This window comes from Saccharopolyspora galaxeae, from assembly GCF_016526145.1.
In the GTDB taxonomy this organism is placed as follows: Bacteria; Actinomycetota; Actinomycetes; order Mycobacteriales; family Pseudonocardiaceae; genus Saccharopolyspora_C; species Saccharopolyspora_C galaxeae.
Window position 1 is genome coordinate 90,059 of the sequence record NZ_JADDUE010000016.1, and the last position, 18,813, is coordinate 108,871.

The following is an 18,813-nucleotide window of genomic DNA, read 5'->3' on the forward strand; positions in this document are numbered from 1 at the left end:
ACCTCAGAAGTCCTCGGCGAGAACCCGTTCCACGTTGCGCTCGGCGAGCGCGGTGATGGTGACGAACGGGTTCACCCCGGTCGAACCCGGGATCAGTGAGCCGTCCGTGACGTACAGGTTCGTGCCGCCGCGCACCCGCCCGTAGTCGTCGGTGGCGTGGCCGAGCACGCAGCCACCCAGCGGGTGGTAGGTGAACCGGCTCTCGAAGGCCCGGTCGTCGCCGAACAGGTCGTGCCGGTACGCGGTGCCGTTGGCCCGGTTGATCCGGTCGAACACCGCCTTCGCCGCGTCGATCGACGGCTGGGTCTGGGATTCCGTCCACCGCAGCTTCGCCGAGTCGCTCGCGGCGTCGTAGACGAACCGGCCGCGCTCCGGGTTGCGGGTGATCGCCAGGTACAGGCTCGCGAACGTCTCGACCCCGGCGGGCACCGGTGCGATCTCGGCGAACACCGGGTTCACCGGGTCGTCCCAGTTGTCGATGCCGAGCGAGGGCATTCCGGACTGGACCATCCCGGTCGCGTTCCACGGGTGGTTGGCGCGGCCGAGCATCACGTTGCCGTTGTTGCCCCACTGCTCACCGATGGCGTCGGAGAGCTCGGGCAGCGCACCGGTTTCCCGGGCGCGCAGCAGCAACTCGGTGGAGCCGACGCTGCCCGCGCCGAGGAACAGGTGCTTGCAGGCGATCTCGCTGGTACCGCGGGACTCGCCGAGCTCGTCGATGCGCTCGATGGTCAGCACGTAGTTCCCGCCCGGCTCGCGGCGCACCGACCGCACCTGCGTGAGGGTCTGCAACGTCACGTTGCCGGTGCCGAGCGCCGCGGGGATGTAGCTCTTGTCCAGGCTGCGCTTGCCGTGGTTGTTGCCGTAGATCACTTCGGAGGCCAGCGCGGACTTCGGCACTTCGCCGGCCTCTTCCCGCCGCATGTAGTCGAAGTCGTAGACGTTGGGCACGAACGCCGTGCGGAACCCGGCCGCGCCCGCCTGCTGCCGGGAAAGCCGCGCGTAGCGGTAGGACTCGCACTGCTCGAACCACGAGCGGTCCACCGAGTTGGTGCCCAGCATCCGGTTGGCCCGCGGGAAGTACCGCGCGTACATCTGCTCGGCGTCCACCTGCGGCAGGATCTGCTCGAAGTAGTCCCGCCGCGGTGTCACCGCCATGCCGCCGTTGACCAGCGAGCCGCCGCCGACGCCGCGTCCGGTGTAGACCGACATCTCGTCGAAGTGGACCTTGTCCAGCACGCCGGCGAACGGCTTGATGTCGCGGTTCGCCAGGTCCAGCCACAGGAAGCTCGCCAGCGGCGCCTCGGTGCGGTTGCGGAACCACATGCTGCGGTGGTCGGGGGTCAGCATCGAGGAGAAGATCGTGCCGTCGTCGGCGGCGGTGTTCCAGCTGCGCCCCATCTCCAGCATCAGCGTGGAAACGCCGGCTTCGCCGAGTCGCAGCGCGGTGACCGCCGAGCCGTAGCCGGATCCGACGACGACGGCGGGTACGTAGGAGCGTTCGGCGGCCTTCGCGGGGCGGGTGGAGACGGTGCCGATGCCGAGCGCGGCGGCCGTCTGCAGCGCCGCGAGCCCGAGCATGCGCCTGCGGGTGAAACTCATGGAGCGTGAGCATGCAGTCCCGCAGCGCTACTGTGAACCCTGTTTACGTAAACGATGTAAAGAAAGTGAACGCCGATCACTCTGCCTGCGCACGACGCATTCGCCGCGGTTTCGGCCACAACCGACAAACCACCACGCCGAACACCCGCGCAGGCCCGAGCGACCGCGAGTCGGTGGACGCTCCCGCGTTGTCACCCCGCACGTGCCAACCGCCGCCGTCCTCGCGCAGCGCCCGCTTCACCGACAACTGCTCCGGCCGCGCATCCCACCGCACGAGCACCACGTCGCCCGGCTTCGCCGGTGCTCTCGTGCGCACCACGACGACGTCCCCGTCGTGCAGCGACGGCACCATCGAGCCACCGCGCACCAGCACCCGCCGCCAAGGCCAGCGGTCCAGCCGCGACACCACGTCACCTCCCGTTCGAACCGGGCGCGCGCCCGCCTGCGGAGCCCGCCCTCCAGGAAGACGTCCCGGATCTTCGAGAGTAGGGTCACGCCCGTCGGAGCATTCACTGTCAGGGAGGAATGATGGGTCTACTGTCCCGAATCCTCAGCCCCAAGCTGGAGGCGACCGCGCACTGCGACCTGCCGTGCGGCGTGTACGACCCGGCGCAGGCGCGGATCGAGGCCGAGTCGGTCAAGGCGATCCAGGAGAAGTACCAGAACAACGAGGACCAGGAGTTCCGCACTCGCGCGATCATCATCGCCGAGGAACGCTCCGAGCTGGTCAAGCACCACCTGTGGGTGCTGTGGACGGACTACTTCAAGCCGCCGCACTTCGAGAAGCACCCGCAGCTGCACGAGCTGGTCAACAAGGCCACCAAGGCCGCTGGGGCGACCGGCACCAAGGGTTCGATGGACCCCTCCACCGGGCAGCAGCTGCTGGACTACATCGCGGAGATCGACAAGATCTTCTGGGAGACCAAGAAGGGCTGAGCTCCCGGTAGCGACCAAGGCGCCGGCCGGCGGGAACGCACCCGTCCGGCCGGCGTCTTTTCGTGCAACCGGCGCACCTAGACTTCGGGGTGTGGCGGAATCGGCGCAGCACCGGATCTTCGTCCTGCGGCACGGCGAGACCGAGTGGTCCAGCACCGGCAGGCACACCGGGCGCACGGACGTGCCGCTGACCGGACGCGGCGAACGGCTCGCGCGGGCGGCGGGCAAGACCCTCGCGGACCTGCGCGGCGACGCACCGGCGACGGTGCTGGCCAGCCCGCGGCAACGCGCCCGGCGCACCGCCGAACTCGCCGGGCTGGTGCCCGCGACCGAGCCGCTGCTGGCCGAATGGGACTACGGCGACTACGAGGGCCGGACCACGCCGGAGATCCGCGAGAGCGTTCCGGAGTGGACGGTCTGGACCCACCCCTGCCCCGGCGGCGAATCCGCGGCGGAGGTCACCGCCCGCGCCGACGAGCTGATCGCGCGGATCACCGCCGAACCGCACCGCACCGACGTCGTGCTGTCCGGGCACGGGCACTTCAGCCGCGTGCTGATCGCGCGCTGGCTCGGCCTGCCCGGCACCGAAGGCGTGCGGTTCGCACTCGATCCGGCCGGGATTACCGTGCTCGGTCACGAGCGCGGCGTGCCGCAGCTCGAACGCTCGAACGTGCCCGCGCCGCAGGACGCGCGCTGACCAGGACAGGAACCGGGAGAACAACACCGTGGCGCAAGAGATCCGCCGGATCACCGAGCCCGACGTGCCCGCGGTCGTCGCGCTGGTGCACGCACTGGCGGACTACGAGGAATCGGCGCACGAATGCCACCTCACCGAAGCCCAGCTGCACCGCGCGCTGTTCGCGCAACAGCCGGCGCTGTTCGGCCACGTCGCCGAAGCCGATGGTGCGGTCGCCGGTTTCACGCTGTGGTTCTTGAACTTCTCGACCTGGCACGGCACGCACGGGATCTACCTGGAGGACCTGTTCGTGCTGCCCGCGCACCGGGGCTCCGGCCTCGGCAAGCAGCTGCTGCGCACGCTGGCGCAGGAGTGCGTCGCGCGCGGTTACTCGCGGCTCGAGTGGTCGGTGCTGGACTGGAACACGCCGGCGATCGAGTTCTACGAATCCGTGGGAGCCGTCGGCATGGACGAGTGGACGGTGCACCGGCTCACCGGCGAGGCGCTGCACGACTTCGGAGGCTGAGGCTGCACCATTCCGCCAAGCTGAGAGCGGGCCGCTACTCTCCCCCGCCCCCGGAATCGTGCGTTCCCCCGCCGTAGAACGACCACACGCGCCCGTTCCGGTTGAACATGAACCACAGCACGGCCACGGCCGGAACCGCGATCACGAAGCCGATCAGCGGCTGTTCGGACGGCCCGATCGCGTACCAGGCGATGCCGAGCAGGATCAGCTGCAACAGCAGCGCAGGCGTCCGCGCCCAGAACCTGCCCTGCCACATCCCGATCCCCGCGGCCAGCACGGCCGCCGAGATGATCGCGAAGTAGCCGGCCTCGCCGAAGGTGTTGGTGCTGTTGAGCGCACCCACTCCGCCTGCGGCCGAGGGCGCGCGCACCAGCAGCGCGATGACGAAGGCGAGCCCGAGGGCGGCCTCGGCGATGGTGATCACGGCGGCGATCCGCACGGTGCGCGGAGGAGCAGGAGACGGCACGGCGGCTTCGCCTTTCCGGGAGAGTCGGCGGCGCGGAGCCACCGGTGCGCGGTACTCGCCCCATAACACCGATCGTGACTCTGCGTGTGCGCTTTCGATGGTAATACCGCCCGAACGACGCATGACTACGGCCGGGGCCGCGGGCGAAGATCAGCGCATGGCTGGTGCGGCGGTCGTGGACTACGGGGTGTTCCGCGGACCCGCTTCGCTTCCGGCCGTTGCCGGCGCAGCAGGCGAGCACCGGTGCGCTTTCGGGGTTGCGCACCGCAGCGGAGCCGCCGCCGGAGATCGATGGCAAGCGCACGACCGGGCGCACCGCGAGCAGCGGACCCGCCACGCGGTCAGCTCGGCATTGGCGAGCCGCGGCCATCGTCGGCCCGGGGCCGCAGCGCCCCCGGCCCGTCCCTTCCCCGACGCGGAAGGGAGACCTGCTTCGGCCTGATCCGAACCTCCGGCGTCCCGCACGGCGGACCCTGCGCGACGCTCGAAGCGCCTCCCCTAGGCTGCACGTCGTGCGCGCCGTGCTTGTCGTCAACCCGAACGCGACCGCCACCACGGCGGCCGGGCGGGACGTGCTGGCCCACGCCCTGGCCAACGTGCTGAAGCTGGAGGTCGTGCAAACCCGCTACCGGGGGCACGCCACCGACATCGCGCGCGACGCCGTGGACGAGGGCGTGGACCTGGTCATCGCGCACGGCGGAGACGGCACGGTCAACGAGGTCGTCAACGGGATGCTCGCCGATCCCGCGGGCAGGGATCGGGTGCCGACGCTCGGTGTCGTGCCGGGCGGCTCGGCGAACGTGTTCGCCCGCGCCCTGGGCCTGCCCAAGGATCCGGTCGAGGCCACCCACCGCCTGCTGGAGGCGGTCGCCGCAGGCACCGGCCGCCGCGTCGGCCTGGGCAAGGCCAACGACCGCTGGTTCACCTTCAACGCAGGCGTGGGCTGGGACGCCGACGTGGTCGCCGAAGTCGACCGGCTCCGCGGCCGCGGCCGGGAGGTCACCCCGGCGCTCTACGCGCGCACCGCGCTGGCCTGCTATTTCCGCGTGGCGCAGCGACCCGCCCAGATCACCGTGCAGGCAGGCGGCGAAGCACCGGTCAGCGGCCTGCACACCGCGTTCGTGTCGAACACCGACCCGTGGACCTACCTCGGCTCCCGGCCGATGCGGATGAATCCGGACACCACGTTCGATACCGGGCTCGGGATCTTCTCGCTCAGCGACATGAACGCTTACGCTGTGCTGCGCTACATCGCGCAGATGCTCCGCGGTAGAGCGAAACCACACGGAAGAAACGCTTTTCGCCGTGCGGACGTGGGGCACCTGCACGTAGCCTGTCGGGAGCCGTTGCGCTTGCAGGTGGACGGCGACAACCTGGGCGAGCGATCGGTGATCGAGTTTGCTTCGATCCCGGACGCATTGCGGGTCGCTGTATAACCTTCTCGTAACGGACCCCGATCACTGGTCGGCGACCCCGTCCGTGACCAGCGATCATCTGAAACCGCTGGTCAAGACCCATCGATCTTTCAGGTGAGTTGACTCACGGGACTAGATCGAACTCTTGACATCACGGCAGTTCGTGAAAGCATTCACAAACACCCCGAACGAACTACCGGCGCGCCACGGGGCGCGCCTAGCGAGGAGCAAGGAACGATGGACTGGCGCCACGATGCGGTTTGCCGTGACGAGGACCCCGAGCTGTTCTTCCCCGTAGGGAACAGCGGTCCTGCGCTGCTGCAGATCGCCGAGGCGAAAGCCGTGTGCCGGCGCTGCCCGGTTGCTTCCGAGTGCCTGGCCTGGGCACTGGAGAGCGGCCAGGACGCCGGTGTCTGGGGCGGCATGAGCGAGGACGAGCGGCGCGCGCTCAAGCGGCGCAGCTCGCGCACTCGGGCGGCTCGCACCAACGCCTGAGCAGCGAATCCGCTGACAGCTCAACTAGCGTAGCGGGTCGGCCGCAGAGCATCCCGGCCGACCCTGCTCCCGCCCCGGCGACCACACGGCGGCCGCCACTGAAACAACGGAAACCCCCCGACGAGAACCGGGTCGATCAGCGTCGATGCCGGTCCCGGTGCACACCCCCGTAGCACCGACGACCGAGCCGATCGATCCCAGCCAGGCCACCCCGCAGGGCCTGCCGACACATCGACGCACCGCCTGCAGCGGCGAGCTCAGCGCCGGTACTTCAACGGAACGCGCAACACCGCTTCCGTACCGCGTTGCCTACCTCGACCGCGCAGGCTCAACGAACCCCGCAGTTCGGACTCGACGAGGGTTCGCACGATCTGCAGGCCGAGGCGTTCGGCGCGTTCGAGGGAGAAACCCTTCGGCAGGCCCTGACCGTCATCGGTGATGACAACGTCCAGCCAACGCGCCGAACGCTCCGCCTGCACGACGACCTCTCCCCCGGTCTCCGCCGGGAAAGCGTGCTCGAACGCATTCTGCACCAGCTCGGTCAGCACCATGACCAGCGGCGTTGCCAACTCGGCCTGCACCACGCCGAAACGGCCGTCCCGCCGGACCTTCACCCCGGTCTCCGCGACCGCGACATCGCTCATCATCGGGATGACCCGGTCCACGACGTCGTCCAGGTCGACCCGCTCGTCCACCGACATCGACAAGGTCTCGTGCACGAGCGCGATCGAAGTGACCCGCCGCACCGACTCGTCCAGCGCCAGCCGTGCCTCCGGATTGCCGGTGCGCCGGGCCTGCAACCGCAACAACGCGGCCACGGTCTGCAGGTTGTTCTTCACGCGGTGATGGATCTCGCGGATCGTGGCGTCCTTGGACATCAGCGCCCGGTCCCGGCGCTTGACCTCCGTAACGTCGCGCACCAGCACCAAGGCACCAGCGACCTGGCCGCGCGGCTGCAGCGGCAATGCGCGGAACAGCACCGTGGCACCCCGCGCTTCGGCTTCGACGCGCATGCTCGGCTCGCCGGCGATCGCGTGCCGGATGCGCTGCGCCACCTCGTCCGCGTCGAACGGATCGGACAGCAACGACCTGGTCAGCGGCGCCAACTGCACGCCCACCAGGTCAGCGGCGTGGCCCATGCGGTGATACGCCGACAACGCGTTCGGACTGGCGAAGACGACGGTGCCGGAAGCGTCCACCCGCACCAGGCCGTCCCCGACCCGCGGACTCGTGTGCACGTCCGGCGCCGGTTCCGGAGTGGGGAACGTGCCGTCGGCGACCATCTGGCACAGATCGGCCGCGCTGCCCAAGTAGGAGATCTCCAGCGGGCTCGGCACCCGCGGTACCGCCAGGTTCGTGTCCCGGCTGAGCACGGCGACGACCTGGCCGTCCAGATTCACCGGGATCGTCTCCCGCCGCACCGGCACCCCCAGGTGCCAGCGCGGGTCCTCCTCCCGGCAGATCCGTCCTTCCAGCGCCGCGCGGCGCAGCTGCGGGTGCTCCTCGGGCGTGACCTCGCTGGAGACGACGTCCTCCGGATGCGCCGTCGGAGCCGTCGTGGGCCGAGCCTGCGCCACGCACAGGAACCGCTCCTCGCGGGCGTCCGCCGGTCCCACCGGAACCCACAGCAGGAAATCGGCGAACGACAGATCGGACAACAGCTGCCACTCCGCGACCACGAGCTGGAGGTGGTCGGCCGCCGCACCGGACAGCCCGGTGTGCTCGGCCAGGAGATCACTCAGCGTCGACAAGGAACTCCTTAGTCAGGATTCGACGACCGCGATCAGGTCGCCTTCCTGCACCACGTCGCCCGTTCGGACCGCGACCGTGCGGACCGTGCCGTCGCCCTCGGTCAGCACCGGGATCTCCATCTTCATCGACTCGAGCAGGACCAGCGAGTCACCATCCCGCACGGTGTCGCCCTCGGCGACCGAGACGGTCATGACGTTGGCGACCATTTCGGCACGGATCTCTTCGGCCATGGTTTCCCCTCACTAGCGCGGGCCCGGGAGGGCCTCGTCCAAGGAAACCACGTCGCGGGCCACCCGATGGCAGCAGGTGGCACTCGTGCGAAACTCGAAGAGTCACCAACTCGGCGCGGGAACACGTTCCGCGACCTTGCCGAGTGCCCGACGACGCGAGGGAGGTTGCCGAATGGGCAAGCGCGCACGCAAGAAGAAGGATCGGCGCAAGAACAAGGCCAACCACGGCAAGCGCCCATTGAGTGGATGAGGCGCGGTGCGCCGCAGAACGACGATGAGCCCCGAACCGCGCGAGGTTCGGGGCTCATTCACGTTCCAGGCCTGCTACTCGGCCGCTGAGGTCCGCTTCGCGCGGATCTCCACCGAAGTGCCCTCGGGACCGCGCTCGACCGTCACATCGGCCTGCCGCAGCACGGTGTCCCGGATCGAGCTGCGCAACCGTTCCTTCAACTCGGACGGCGCGTGCTCGCCGCCGCACTTGCGGTGCAGCAGCTCCTTGAGATGCTCCTCGATGCCGTAGTGCTCCAAGCAGCTGCCGCAGTCGTCGAGGTGGCGCTGGAGCATGTCCCGGCGTTCCTGGTCGCACTCGTTGTCCAGGAACAACCAGACTTCCGCGAGCACGTCCTCGCAGGACGCCTCGTCGTGTTCGCCACAAGTCACGAGGTACCCACCTCCTGCTTGCCCGCGCGGAGGAAACCGCGGTCGCGAGCCACGTCCGTCAGCATGTCCCGCAGCTGCCTGCGGCCGCGGTGCAGCCGCGACATCACGGTACCGATCGGCGTGCCCATGATCTCGGCGATCTCCTTGTAGGCGAAACCTTCCACATCGGCCAGGTAGACGACCATGCGGAACTCTTCCGCCAACTGCTGCAGCGCATCCTTCACGTCGGTGTCCGGCAGCCGGTCCAACGCCTCCAGCTCCGCCGAACGCAGCCCGCTGGAGGTGTGGTTCTCGGCCTGCGCGAGCTGCCAGTCCTGGATCTCGTCGGTGGGCTGTTGCTGCGGCTGCCGTTGCCGCTTGCGGTAACCGTTGATGTAGGTGTTGGTCAGGATCCGGTACAGCCAAGCTTTCAGGTTCGTGCCCTGCTTGAACGACTTGAACGCGGAGTACGCCTTCAAGTAGGTCTCCTGCACCAGGTCCTCGGCGTCCGGGGCGTTGCGGGTCATCCGCAGCGCCGCACCGTAGAGCTGGTCGAGCAGCGGCATCGCGTCCCGCTCGAAGCGGGCGGCGCGTTCCGCCGCGGTTTCCTCGACCGCGCCGTCGGTGCCGTCGACCGCGGCCTGTGCGGTCGCGTCGGCCGCAGGCGTTGCGCTGTCGGGAGCTCCTGAGTTCCCAGGCGTCTCCGGGGTGTCTGCCACCGGGTTCCTTTCCCGCCGCCAGGACGAGGTGGCTGCTGGCGACGAACCCATGCCGTCCTGCGCATGGACCCACTTGGAGGATACCCGTCCCAGGCCCTGCTCACCCGCTTGTGAGCACCCGGACGAACGCGGCCGCCGCTCGAGTACGCATGTGTTCGTCTGATCCGTCACGCCCCGTGCAACACGACGCCGGGCGGACGTATTCCGCCCGGGCCCGCCGCTGGCGGAGAGTAGGCGGTGCGAACGACTTATAAGGTCGTCGTCATGGCAGGCAAGAGCACTCCGGCTACGGCGCTGCTGGGCCAGCGGGGAATCGCGCACCAGGTGCACGCCTACGAGCACGACCCGCGGTCCGAGTCGTACGGGTTGGAAGCCGCCGACGCGCTCGGGCAGCCTCCGCAGCAGGTGTTCAAGACGCTCGTCGCCGACGTCGACGGCGAGCTCGTGGTCGGCGTGGTGCCGGTGACCGGTCAGCTGGATCTGAAGGCGCTGGCCGCGGCCCGCGGCGGCAAGAAGGCGAAGCTGGCCGACATGGGCGCCGCCGAGCGCGCCACCGGCTACGTCGCGGGCGGCATCTCGCCGCTCGGCCAGAAGAAGCGGTTGCCGGTGGTCGTGGACAGTTCCGCCGAGCAGTTCGCGACGATCTTCTGCAGCGCCGGACGGCGCGGCCTGGAGATCGAACTCGCCCCGGCCGAACTGGTCCGCCTGCTGGACGCGCGCGTCGCCGACATCGCCGGGTGAGCGCTCAGTCCAGCAGCCGCAGGATCCGGCCGAGCCACTCGTCGGCGGCGCGGGACAACGCGTCCACCCCGGCCTTCAGCGAGTGGTCCCCGGCGACCAGCACGACTTCCCGCTCGTGCGCGGGCTCGGGTTGGCCGAACGCGTCCCGTTCGCCCTGCACGACCAGCACCGGCACGTCCACGCCTGCGAGTTCGTCCAGCCGGGACTTCTCCGGCTTGCCCGGCGGATGCAGCGGGAACGCGAGGCACAGCACCGCGGAAGCCGCCCCGGCCTCGGCGGTCCGGCAAGCCACCCTGGCGCCGGAGGATCGGCCGCCGAACAGCAGCGGCAGGTCCTGGAACCAGCGCTGGCCGAGATCCTCGGCGACCGCGAGCCACGCCGCGTCCAGCTGCTTCGCCGGTGCCGGAGCACGGCGCCCCGCCACCCGGTAGGGCTGCTCCACCAGCGCGACGTGCACTCCGGCCTCGGTGGCGGTACGCGTGAGCGCGACCAGGTCCGGTGCTGCTATGCCACCGCCCGCGCCGTGCCCGAGCAGCAGCGCAGCGCGGCCTTCCTCGGCGCAGTGCAGCTCCGCCCGCGCCGGGCCGTGCGGGGTGTCCAGCTCGGCGGTCGTCATGACTCGAACAGCGCGCCCTGCTGGGCGGGTTCCGGCGCCGGCTCCGCGGGCTCGAGCAGCGCGGGGTGGTTGTTGCGCATGTTGTTCACCTCGCTGGAGACCGCGGTGAGTTCGAGCTCGTCGAGCGCTCGGACGTCCGGTGCGAGCAGCTCGTCGACGTCCGTGCGGGTCTGGTCGAGCCACTGCGCCCACTTCTGCCGGGGCAGCACCAGCGGCATCCGGTGGTGCACCGCGGCGAACTCACCAACAGCGGCGGTGGTGACGACGGCGCAGGTAACCAGCGGTGTGGTGCTGTCCGGCGACCACCACGCGGAGAACACCGCCGCCATCGCAAGGCTCGTCCCGTCGCCCCGGGAACACAGGTACGGCTGCTTGCGCCGTTCGCCGGGTTGCCACTCGTACCAGCCGGTCGCGGGCATCAGGCAGCGGCGCCGCGCGGCGGACTCCGCGTAGGCGGGCTTGGTGGTGATCGTCTCCGCCCGGGCGTTGATCATCGGCGGACCGCTGCCGGGATCTTGCGCCCAGGTGGGGACCAGGCCCCACCGCACCGGACGGAGGCTGCGCTCGGGGCCGGAGCCGGTCGCGCGCTCGACGACGATCGGCACGGTCTTGGTCGGCGTGACGTTGTAGTCCGGACCGAGCAGCCCCTCGGCGCGATCGACCGCCTCGAACTCACCGGCCAACGCAGCGGGATCCTGCTGGTTCGCGTATCGCCCGCACATCAGCCATCACCCCGAGTCCCGCGCATGATCCAACGCTACCGGGTCAACGGGATCGGCCACCGGGGCCAGCAGTTCCGCGCCGTTGTTGCGCACGTTGTTCACCGCAGGCGACACAGGGCGCAGTTCGAGGGCGTCCACCACCTCGCGGGACGGCGCGAGCAGCTCGTCCACATCGGCGCGGTCCGGATCCAGCCAGCTCTCCCAGGACGCGTTCGGCAGCACCAGCGGCATCCGCTCGTGCACCTCGGCAAGCGGGCCGATCGCGCTGGTCGTCAGCACCGAGCAGGTCACCAGCGGCGCAGCGTCCGCCGCCGCCGGATCGCGCCAGGTCTCCCAGATCCCGGCCAGCGCCAGGCTGGAACCGTCCGGGCAGGTCATGAAGAACGGCTGCTTGCCGTCGGCGTCGCGGCGCCACTCGTACCAGCCGTCGGCGGGCAGCAGGCAGCGCCGGGATCGTACGGCCGAGCGGAACGCCGGTTTGCCGCTCACCGTCTCGGCCTTCGCGTTGATCATCCGGTTGCCGATCTTCGGGTCCTTCGCCCACTTCGGCACCAGGCCCCAGCGCATCAGCCGCAGGCTGCGCTCGGTGCGCCACTGGTCGGGTTCGCCCGCGGAGTCGCGCGGGTGCCGTTGCACCACGGCGGGGACGTCCTTGGTCGGTGCGACGTTGTAGTCGGCCGCGTGCCCGGCGCGGCCGGTGGCATCGGTGGCCGCGAACTCCGCAGCCAGCGCAGCCGGGTCCTTCGTGGAGGCGTACCTGCCGCACATGCCCTGGCCACCTCCTCTACTGGCGTCTGTGCACCCATAGTTGCAGCAGCCACCGACAGCGTCGAACTCCCGAGCCCGCCCCGACCGGTTCGACGTGGGCGAATGCGGGATCATTGGGACATGACGCAGCACTGGCCAGCCCCGGTCGCCGAGCATCCCGTGCGAGCGACCGTGCCCGTCCCGGGCTCGAAGTCGATCACCAACCGCGCGTTGGTGCTCGCGGCGCTGGCCACCGGTCGCTGCACCGTGCGCAACCCGCTGCGCAGCCGCGACACCGAGCTGATGGCCGCGGCGGTGCGCGCGCTCGGCGCGGACGTCCGGGACGGCGCGGACGGTTCCTGGCTGGTCGAACCCGCTGAGCTGCGCGGACCGGCGACCGTGGACTGCGGGCTCGCCGGCACCGTCATGCGCTTCGTACCGCCGGTCGCCGCCCTCGCCGAAGGCCGGATCTCCTTCGACGGCGATCCCCGCGCCCGGGAACGTCCGCTGGACACCGTGCTGGACGCGCTGCGGGCGCTGGGCGCCGAGGTCAGCGGCAGTGCGCTGCCGTTCGACGTGCACGGGACCGGCAAACTTCCCGGCGGGCGGGTCACCATCGACGCGTCCGCGTCCTCCCAGTTCGTCTCCGGTCTGCTGCTGTCCGCCGCACGGTACGAACAAGGTGTGACCGTCGTGCACGAAGGCGCTCCGGTTCCGTCGCTGCCGCACATCGACATGACCGTGGCGATGCTGCGCGAACGCGGTGTCGAAGTCGACGACGAGCAGCCGAATTCCTGGTACGTCGCCCCCGGACCGGTCCGCGCGCTGGACGCGGAGATCGAACCGGACCTGTCCAACGCCACCCCGTTCCTCGCCGCGGCAGCAGCGACGGCCGGTCGGATCACCGTGCCGGGATGGCCGCGGGCGACCACGCAGGCCGGGGACGCGATCCGCGGAATCCTCACCGAGATGGGCGCGCAGAACGAGCTGGACGACTCGGGGCTTACCGTCACCGGCCCGGACGAGCTGGCGCCCGTGGACATCGACCTGCACGAGGTCGGCGAACTCACGCCCACCGTCGCCGCCCTGGCCGCGCTGGCGAACGGACCCTCCACGCTGCGCGGCATCGCGCACCTGCGCGGGCACGAGACCGATCGGCTCGCCGCGCTGCAGCACGAGATCAACGCGGTCGGCGGCGACGTCGAGCAGACCGCCGACGGGCTGCGGATCCGCCCGCGCGCGCTGCACGGCGGTACCTGGCACTCCTACGCCGACCACCGGATGGCCACCGCCGGGGCCATCCTCGGCCTGCGGGTGCCCGGCATCGCCGTGGAAGACATCGCCACCACCGCGAAGACCATCCCCGACTTTCCCGGCATGTGGACGACGATGCTGGAGCCGGTGTCCTGATGGCACGGCGCGGCTGGCGGGACCTGGACGAATCCGATGTGCGGGTACGCCCCGGACGGCGCAACAGCCGGCCGCGCAGCAAGCTGCGTCCCGAACACGCCGACGCGGACCAGGCGATGGTCGTCGCCGTGGACCGCGGCCGGTGGACCTGCGCGCTCGACAGCGATCCCGGTCGGCTCGTCGTGGCGATGCGGGCGCGCGAACTCGGCCGCACGCCGGTGGTCGTCGGCGACACCGTCGGGCTGGTCGGCGACACCTCCGGCCGGCCGGACACGCTCGCCCGGATCGTGCGGGTCGGCGAACGCCGCAGCGTGCTGCGCCGCACCGCCGACGACAACGACCCGTACGAGCGGATCGTGGTCGCCAACGCCGAACGGCTCGTCATCGTCGCCTCGCTGGCCGACCCGCCGCCGCGCACCGGACTCATCGACCGGTGCCTGGTCGCCGCGTACGCGGGTGGGCTCGTTCCGGTGCTGTGCCTGACCAAATCCGACCTGGCCTCGCCCGCGGACATGCTCAGCAGCTACTCGGCGCTGCCGCTGCCGGTGCTGGTGACTCGGATGGACCACCCGCACGAGCAGCTGCGCGAAGCGCTCGGCGGGCGCGTCTGCGCGCTGGTCGGGCATTCCGGCGTCGGCAAATCGACCCTGGTCAACGAGCTGGTCCCGGAGGCCGAGCGCGCCGTCGGCGAAGTCAGCGGGGTGGGCAAGGGCAGACACACCTCGACCTCCGCGGTCGCGTTGCCGCTGCCGGACGGCGGCTGGGTCGTGGACACGCCGGGGATCCGCTCGTTCGGGCTGGCGCACGTCACCCCCGACGACCTGACCGCGGCGTTCCCCGGATTCGCCGAAGCGGCCGAAGAGTGCCCGCCGAACTGCGGCCACCTCGGCGGCGCCGAGGACCCCGAATGCAACCTCGACACCTACGTCGCCGAAGGCGGCAGCGCCGAGCAGCTCGGCTCGCTGCGCCGGTTGCTGCGCTCCCGCGCAGGCCGCGACGAGCAGTGACCACCCGCCGGGGTGGCGCGCGGGTTCCGCCACGTGCCGGTCGCAGGTGGGAAAACCGTTGTACCAACGGGAATCCCGGTGATTTTCACTCGCCGCGCAGCACGTGATCGGCGTCGCCGACGCCTGGCGCGCACGCGCAACGTTGCTAGCGTGGCCGCGGACGCCGACTCCCGACGAGGAGCTGTTATGCCCTCAGTACGCGCCCGAAACCACGACCGCAGCGCACTGGCGCGCTCCTGCACCGCAATCGTGTCCGCGAGCCTGATGGCGACCATCGGTCTCGGTGCCTGCAGCGCACCGGAAACTCCGCCACCGGCCAAGCCCGCATCGGCCGCCGCAGCACGTCCCGACCCGAGACCCACCGCCGCACCACTGCTCACCGACGTGATCAACCGGATCAGCGAGCGCGGCAGCGTGCGCACCACGGTTCGCGGCGACCTCGGCTTCATCGGCGATCTCCAAGGGCAGGGACTCGCCCGCTACAGCGGCGATCACGCCGACGTGAGCCTGCGCGGGAGCACTCGTCCCTCCCCGGCTCAGCCGCCGCAAGCCCTGGACCTCGCGATCCTCGACGGCGTCGGATACCTGAAGTCGGCGCTGCTGCGGCCGGAACCGGCCAAACCGTGGCTGCGGATCGCCCCCGACGGCACCGACTTCGCCGCGAAACTGCTCGCTCCCGCACTGCGGCAGTTGCAGGACTCGACCGATCCGCGCGCGACCTTCCAGGGCATCGAGTCCGCCACCAAGATCCAGTCCAGCGCTCCGGACCAGCTCGACGGCAAACCCGCCACGCGCTACAGCCTGCGCGTGCTCACGGCAGCGGCCGCGGCCAAGGCCCCGGACGACCAGCAGCGCCGACGATTGCAGCAGGCCGCGGACAACGGGCGTCCGGAGATCGGCTACGAGCTGTGGATCGGCCAAGATGGCCTGCCGATGCGGTTCGCCGCCGCGCAGAAGGTCGCGCAGGCCGGGCAGGTGTCGTTGGAGTCCGACTACCGCGACTGGGGTGAGCCCGTGCAGATCACGCCGCCACCGCCCGAGCAGGTCGGCGAGTTCCCCAGCGGGCCGCTACCGATGGCACAGCCACCGCAGTGACCTTCCGCCGCTGACTCGGCGCCGGGGTGCGTCGGAGCGCACCCCGGCGCCCCGGTTCACATGAGTTCCAGCAGGAACGGCACTTCCTGCGGCGCGTACCAGGCCAGTTCGTGGTCCTCGGCTTCACCGAGCACGAAGTCCGCGTCCGGATCACCCAGGTCCGCGGCATCGATGACTTCGGCCGCCGCCCGGACGGCTTCCTCGGCCTCGGACGTGTCCACGTGCACCGCCGCCACCTTCTTCCACGGCACCGGGCCGGACAGCCGGACCACCGCGTTGTCCAGGTCCGGGCGCAGCGTCGGGTCCGCGACATCGGCGGAGACCACGACGCGGCGCAGCTCCCCCTTCTCCTCTTCGTCGAGCTCGCTCGCGATCAACCGCAGCGAGGCCCTGGCGGCCTCCCGCATCGCGGCGTACTCCAATTCCTCGGTGTCACCGGCCGCGTAGGACTCCCGCAACGCGGGCGTCAACGCGAACGCCGTTCCGCTCAGCGGCTGCATCTGCGAGTCCTCCACGAAGCCCCGCAGCATCCGCACCGTGGCGGGCAGATAAACCCTCATCCGTCGACCGTCCCGATCATCTCTTCCACCGACTCCCCGATCATCGCCGCAAGCACGTGCACATCCGACATCGCATCCCGGTCACCGTTGAGCCCGAAGTACATCCCTCCGTCGTAGGAGGTCACCCCGATCGACAGCGACTGGTTCTTCGCCAGCGGCACCACCGGGAACATCTCCGTCATCTTCGCGCCCGCCGCGTACAGCGGCACTTGCGGGCCGGGCACGTTCGTGATCAGCACGTTGAACAACCGGTCGGAGAACACGTTCGCCACGCGCGCGCCCAAGGCGTGCAGCGTCGGCGGCGCGAAACCGGACACACCCACCAACGCCTCGGCAGCCACCGACTGCCCGGACTCGGCGTGCGCGCGCAACGCGTGGCTGACGTGGTGCAGCCGCAACACCGGGTTCGATTCGCCGACCGGCAGATCCACCAAGTACGCGGCAACCCGATTGGTCTCCGAACCGATGCCGGTCCCGTCCGCCGACTCGCCACCCGCGACGTCGCCGCCGCGGACCGAGACCGGCACCATCGCGCGCAACGTGGTCGACGAGGACACCGCCTCACCGCGCGAGAGCAGCCAACTGCGCAGCGCACCGGACACGACCGCGAGCACGACATCGTTGACGGTCCCGCCGTGTGCGCGCCGGACGGCCCGGAAATCGTCGAGCCTGCCGCTGGAGACGGCGAACCGCCGCTGCGTCGAGGTCGGGACGTTCAACGGGCCGCCGGGCGATGGCAACGCCGCGGCACGCACCGCCGAGGCCAGGCCGCCGAGCGCGCTGGAAACCTTGCGCACCGTCGCGGTCGCGTCCACGACCGCGGAACGGACGTTCTCCACGACTTCGCCAGGGCGCTGGACCGCTTCGGTCACCGCCTCGAGCACCAGCTGCGCGGAACTCGGTTCCGGACGCGGCATCCACAGATCCTCGCGCTCGGCCGAAGAGTTCTCCGCAGCCGTGTTCAGCAGCACCTGTCCGATGTCGATCGCGCCGATCCCGTCGATCATCGCCTGGTGCGTCTTGGTGATCACCGCGACCCTGTTCCGGGACAATCCTTCGACCAAGTAGAGCTCCCACAACGGGCGCGCCGGATCGAGGTTGCGCGACATCAGCCGCGCCACCAGATCGTGCAGCTGCTCGTCCTTGCCCGGCTTCGGCAACGCCGAACGCCGGACGTGGTAGGTGATGTCGAAGTCCTGATCGTCCACCCACACCGGTCGCGCCAACCGGCCCGGTATCTGCCGGACCTTCTGCCGGTACCGCGGCACCAGGCCCAGCCTGCGGTCGATCATCGCCAGCACGCTGTCGTAGTCGAACCCGGCGCGGGGACGGCGGAACACCGCGACCCCTCCCACGTGCATCGGCGTCGTGTGGTCCTCCAAGTACAGGAACGAGGCGTCGAGGGCGGAGAGGCGATCGGGCATGTCCGCGATACTGGCACACCACCGGGCGGCTACGAGCCGTACGCGCGCCGCGTGTGACACTGGACGTCGTGACCAGCACTGCCTCCCCAAAAGATCGGTTCGTCACCGTCTACGGCCGGAAACCGGTCCTCGAGGCGCTGTCCGACATGGACTTGCGCGTGGACAAGGTGATCATCGCCGAGGGCCTCGGCGGTGCGATGATCAACCAGATCAAGGAGGCCGCCGCGGATCGCGCGGTGAAGGTGCAGCGCGCGAGCGCGCATCGGGTCAAGGTGCTGGCGGGCAACGGGCGGCACGACCAAGGCGTGCTCGCCGACGTCGTAGCCAGGAACATGCGTCCGCTGGTCGACGCGCTCGAGGACCCCGCCACCGCGCCGCGCCAGGTACTGCTGCTCGACGGACTGACCACGCCGGCGAACGTGGGGATGATCCTCCGGACCGCCACGGCCGCCGGGATCGACGGCATCGTCGTGCCGCACCGAGGCGTTGCCGGACTGGATCCGCTGGTCGTCAAAGCTTCCGCCGGGATCGCGTTCCACTCGCCTGTCCTGCGTGCAACGACCGCGGGTGACGCCGCGGAACAGCTGACCGAAGCCGGCTACCCGCTCTACGCGCTGGAAGCGCACGGCCCGGAGAACGTCTTCGAGGCCGACTTCGGACCACGCGCCGCCTTCGTGCTGGGCAGCGAAACGGCCGGACTGTCCGAGGACGTCGCCACGCGCATCGCGCAGCGGGTCGCCATTCCGATGCGGGGCGGGGTCGAATCGTTGAACGTCGCCAGTGCTGCGGCCGTGCTCTGCTTCGAGCTGCTTCGACGGCGCGAGAGCTGAGGCGCGATGTGGCGGACTTCGAGTCCGCCACCGCCGCGGCGACATAACGCACCTGCGGCAACTTCATGATATCCGTCTGTGAATAGCAGAAGGCCCCGGAACCGTGGTTCCGGGGCCTTCCCCATTTACGAGTATTGTCGGCGGTGTCCTACTCTCCCACACCCACACAAGTGCAGTACCATCGGCGCTGGAGGGCTTAGCTTCC

At 70.3% G+C, this 18,813-nt stretch carries 23 protein-coding genes; 11 read left to right on the forward strand and 12 right to left on the reverse strand.

What is annotated here, in order from left to right:
- Positions 1-3: 3 nt before the first annotated feature.
- Both INP57_RS27225 and INP57_RS27230 read right to left on the reverse strand, forming a co-directional pair.
- Positions 4-1,602 (reverse strand): GMC oxidoreductase, encoded by a 1,599-nt coding sequence (locus INP57_RS27225; protein WP_200073217.1) that lies wholly within the window; start codon positions 1,600-1,602, stop codon positions 4-6.
- Between the two features lie 76 nt (positions 1,603-1,678).
- Positions 1,679-2,008, reverse strand: a complete 330-nt coding sequence (locus tag INP57_RS27230) for a S24/S26 family peptidase (protein ID WP_295139739.1) — start codon at positions 2,006-2,008, stop codon at positions 1,679-1,681.
- Positions 2,009-2,130: 122 nt separating this feature from the next.
- Here INP57_RS27230 and sodN point away from each other — a divergent pair, with 122 nt between their 5' ends.
- The 3 genes from sodN (at position 2,131) to INP57_RS27245 (ending at position 3,740) form a co-directional block, all read left to right on the forward strand.
- The gene (gene sodN, locus INP57_RS27235) at positions 2,131-2,538 is read left to right on the forward strand and encodes a superoxide dismutase, Ni (protein ID WP_200073218.1); all 408 of its coding nucleotides are present in this window, start codon (positions 2,131-2,133) and stop codon (positions 2,536-2,538) included.
- Between the two features lie 91 nt (positions 2,539-2,629).
- Entirely contained in the window at positions 2,630-3,235 is a 606-nt protein-coding gene (locus INP57_RS27240; protein WP_200073219.1) for an acid phosphatase, read from the forward strand.
- A gap of 28 nt (positions 3,236-3,263) precedes the next feature.
- Positions 3,264-3,740, forward strand: coding sequence for a GNAT family N-acetyltransferase (locus INP57_RS27245; protein WP_307850312.1), 477 nt, complete (start codon positions 3,264-3,266; stop codon positions 3,738-3,740).
- 34 nt (positions 3,741-3,774) lie between these two features.
- Here INP57_RS27245 and INP57_RS27250 read toward each other — a convergent pair whose 3' ends face one another.
- Positions 3,775-4,206, reverse strand: a complete 432-nt coding sequence (locus INP57_RS27250; protein WP_200073220.1) for a hypothetical protein — start codon at positions 4,204-4,206, stop codon at positions 3,775-3,777.
- A gap of 512 nt (positions 4,207-4,718) precedes the next feature.
- On the opposite strand from INP57_RS27250, the gene INP57_RS27255 reads away from it, so the two are divergent.
- Positions 4,719-5,642 carry a diacylglycerol/lipid kinase family protein gene (locus INP57_RS27255; RefSeq protein ID WP_200073221.1) on the forward strand — a complete coding sequence of 308 codons (924 nt, stop codon included), beginning with the start codon at positions 4,719-4,721 and terminating at the stop codon, positions 5,640-5,642.
- A 216-nt stretch (positions 5,643-5,858) separates the two neighbouring features.
- A complete protein-coding gene (locus INP57_RS27260; RefSeq protein WP_200073222.1) occupies positions 5,859-6,116 on the forward strand; it encodes a WhiB family transcriptional regulator in 258 nt (85 codons plus the stop codon).
- Positions 6,117-6,373: 257 nt separating this feature from the next.
- Here INP57_RS27260 and INP57_RS27265 read toward each other — a convergent pair whose 3' ends face one another.
- Positions 6,374-7,867 carry a PAS domain-containing sensor histidine kinase gene (locus tag INP57_RS27265; RefSeq protein WP_200073223.1) on the reverse strand — a complete coding sequence of 498 codons (1,494 nt, stop codon included), beginning with the start codon at positions 7,865-7,867 and terminating at the stop codon, positions 6,374-6,376.
- A 12-nt stretch (positions 7,868-7,879) separates the two neighbouring features.
- Positions 7,880-8,098 carry a biotin/lipoyl-binding carrier protein gene (locus INP57_RS27270; RefSeq protein WP_200073224.1) on the reverse strand — a complete coding sequence of 73 codons (219 nt, stop codon included), beginning with the start codon at positions 8,096-8,098 and terminating at the stop codon, positions 7,880-7,882.
- 172 nt (positions 8,099-8,270) lie between these two features.
- Between INP57_RS27270 and INP57_RS30605 the strand changes: the two genes are divergently transcribed.
- Positions 8,271-8,348: a 50S ribosomal protein bL37 gene (locus tag INP57_RS30605; RefSeq protein ID WP_374220979.1), complete on the forward strand. Its 78-nt coding sequence runs from the start codon at positions 8,271-8,273 to the stop codon at positions 8,346-8,348.
- Positions 8,349-8,422: 74 nt separating this feature from the next.
- Here the strand turns inward: INP57_RS30605 and rsrA are convergent, their stop codons facing one another.
- The gene (gene rsrA / locus INP57_RS27275) at positions 8,423-8,758 is read right to left on the reverse strand and encodes a mycothiol system anti-sigma-R factor (protein ID WP_200073225.1); all 336 of its coding nucleotides are present in this window, start codon (positions 8,756-8,758) and stop codon (positions 8,423-8,425) included.
- On the reverse strand, positions 8,755-9,456 hold the full coding sequence (locus tag INP57_RS27280) for a sigma-70 family RNA polymerase sigma factor (RefSeq protein WP_200073226.1): 702 nt from the start codon (positions 9,454-9,456) through the stop codon (positions 8,755-8,757). Before INP57_RS27280 ends, rsrA begins: the two co-directional genes overlap by 4 nt.
- A gap of 264 nt (positions 9,457-9,720) precedes the next feature.
- Here INP57_RS27280 and ybaK point away from each other — a divergent pair, with 264 nt between their 5' ends.
- The gene (gene ybaK, locus INP57_RS27285; RefSeq protein ID WP_200073227.1) at positions 9,721-10,197 is read left to right on the forward strand and encodes a Cys-tRNA(Pro) deacylase; all 477 of its coding nucleotides are present in this window, start codon (positions 9,721-9,723) and stop codon (positions 10,195-10,197) included.
- A 4-nt stretch (positions 10,198-10,201) separates the two neighbouring features.
- On the opposite strand, the gene INP57_RS27290 is transcribed toward ybaK, so the two are convergent.
- From INP57_RS27290 to INP57_RS27300, 3 genes are read right to left on the reverse strand one after another with little or no spacing between them, the layout of a single operon-like run.
- Positions 10,202-10,813: an alpha/beta hydrolase family protein gene (locus INP57_RS27290; protein ID WP_200073228.1), complete on the reverse strand. Its 612-nt coding sequence runs from the start codon at positions 10,811-10,813 to the stop codon at positions 10,202-10,204.
- Positions 10,810-11,535: an SOS response-associated peptidase gene (locus tag INP57_RS27295; RefSeq protein WP_200073229.1), complete on the reverse strand. Its 726-nt coding sequence runs from the start codon at positions 11,533-11,535 to the stop codon at positions 10,810-10,812. The genes INP57_RS27290 and INP57_RS27295 overlap by 4 nt, the downstream gene beginning before the upstream one ends.
- Positions 11,536-11,541: 6 nt before the next feature.
- Positions 11,542-12,303 (reverse strand): SOS response-associated peptidase, encoded by a 762-nt coding sequence (locus tag INP57_RS27300; protein ID WP_200073230.1) that lies wholly within the window; start codon positions 12,301-12,303, stop codon positions 11,542-11,544.
- A gap of 120 nt (positions 12,304-12,423) precedes the next feature.
- Here INP57_RS27300 and aroA point away from each other — a divergent pair, with 120 nt between their 5' ends.
- The 3 genes from aroA to INP57_RS27315 all read left to right on the forward strand — a co-directional run bounded on the left by aroA (position 12,424) and on the right by INP57_RS27315 (position 15,794).
- Entirely contained in the window at positions 12,424-13,692 is a 1,269-nt protein-coding gene (gene aroA / locus INP57_RS27305) for a 3-phosphoshikimate 1-carboxyvinyltransferase (RefSeq protein WP_200073231.1), read from the forward strand.
- Positions 13,692-14,699, forward strand: a complete 1,008-nt coding sequence (gene rsgA / locus INP57_RS27310) for a ribosome small subunit-dependent GTPase A (RefSeq protein ID WP_200073232.1) — start codon at positions 13,692-13,694, stop codon at positions 14,697-14,699. Before aroA ends, rsgA begins: the two co-directional genes overlap by 1 nt.
- A gap of 186 nt (positions 14,700-14,885) precedes the next feature.
- A complete protein-coding gene (locus INP57_RS27315) occupies positions 14,886-15,794 on the forward strand; it encodes an SCO4651 family lipoprotein (protein WP_233628366.1) in 909 nt (302 codons plus the stop codon).
- Positions 15,795-15,850: 56 nt separating this feature from the next.
- Here the strand turns inward: INP57_RS27315 and INP57_RS27320 are convergent, their stop codons facing one another.
- Together INP57_RS27320 and INP57_RS27325 are read right to left on the reverse strand one after the other, a co-directional pair.
- On the reverse strand, positions 15,851-16,354 hold the full coding sequence (locus INP57_RS27320) for a DUF6912 family protein (protein ID WP_200073233.1): 504 nt from the start codon (positions 16,352-16,354) through the stop codon (positions 15,851-15,853).
- Positions 16,351-17,778 carry a WS/DGAT/MGAT family O-acyltransferase gene (locus tag INP57_RS27325; protein ID WP_200073234.1) on the reverse strand — a complete coding sequence of 476 codons (1,428 nt, stop codon included), beginning with the start codon at positions 17,776-17,778 and terminating at the stop codon, positions 16,351-16,353. Before INP57_RS27325 ends, INP57_RS27320 begins: the two co-directional genes overlap by 4 nt.
- Before the next feature lie 68 nt (positions 17,779-17,846).
- Here INP57_RS27325 and INP57_RS27330 point away from each other — a divergent pair, with 68 nt between their 5' ends.
- Positions 17,847-18,608 carry a TrmH family RNA methyltransferase gene (locus INP57_RS27330; RefSeq protein WP_307850313.1) on the forward strand — a complete coding sequence of 254 codons (762 nt, stop codon included), beginning with the start codon at positions 17,847-17,849 and terminating at the stop codon, positions 18,606-18,608.
- The last annotated feature ends 205 nt before the right edge of the window (positions 18,609-18,813 follow it).

Coding starts and splice junctions, on each gene's coding strand:
- INP57_RS27260 (WP_200073222.1), top strand. CDS start 5,859: ATGGACTGGCGCCACGATGCGGTTTGCCGTGACGAGGACCCCGAGCTG.
- INP57_RS27325 (WP_200073234.1), bottom strand. CDS start 17,778: ATGCCCGATCGCCTCTCCGCCCTCGACGCCTCGTTCCTGTACTTGGAG.
- ybaK (WP_200073227.1), top strand. CDS start 9,721: ATGGCAGGCAAGAGCACTCCGGCTACGGCGCTGCTGGGCCAGCGGGGA.
- INP57_RS27270 (WP_200073224.1), bottom strand. CDS start 8,098: ATGGCCGAAGAGATCCGTGCCGAAATGGTCGCCAACGTCATGACCGTC.
- INP57_RS27225 (WP_200073217.1), bottom strand. CDS start 1,602: ATGAGTTTCACCCGCAGGCGCATGCTCGGGCTCGCGGCGCTGCAGACG.
- aroA (WP_200073231.1), top strand. CDS start 12,424: ATGACGCAGCACTGGCCAGCCCCGGTCGCCGAGCATCCCGTGCGAGCG.
- sodN (WP_200073218.1), top strand. CDS start 2,131: ATGGGTCTACTGTCCCGAATCCTCAGCCCCAAGCTGGAGGCGACCGCG.
- INP57_RS27315 (WP_233628366.1), top strand. CDS start 14,886: ATGCCCTCAGTACGCGCCCGAAACCACGACCGCAGCGCACTGGCGCGC.
- INP57_RS27290 (WP_200073228.1), bottom strand. CDS start 10,813: ATGACGACCGCCGAGCTGGACACCCCGCACGGCCCGGCGCGGGCGGAG.
- INP57_RS27320 (WP_200073233.1), bottom strand. CDS start 16,354: ATGAGGGTTTATCTGCCCGCCACGGTGCGGATGCTGCGGGGCTTCGTG.
- rsgA (WP_200073232.1), top strand. CDS start 13,692: ATGGCACGGCGCGGCTGGCGGGACCTGGACGAATCCGATGTGCGGGTA.
- INP57_RS30605 (WP_374220979.1), top strand. CDS start 8,271: ATGGGCAAGCGCGCACGCAAGAAGAAGGATCGGCGCAAGAACAAGGCC.
- INP57_RS27295 (WP_200073229.1), bottom strand. CDS start 11,535: ATGTGCGGGCGATACGCGAACCAGCAGGATCCCGCTGCGTTGGCCGGT.
- INP57_RS27300 (WP_200073230.1), bottom strand. CDS start 12,303: ATGTGCGGCAGGTACGCCTCCACGAAGGACCCGGCTGCGCTGGCTGCG.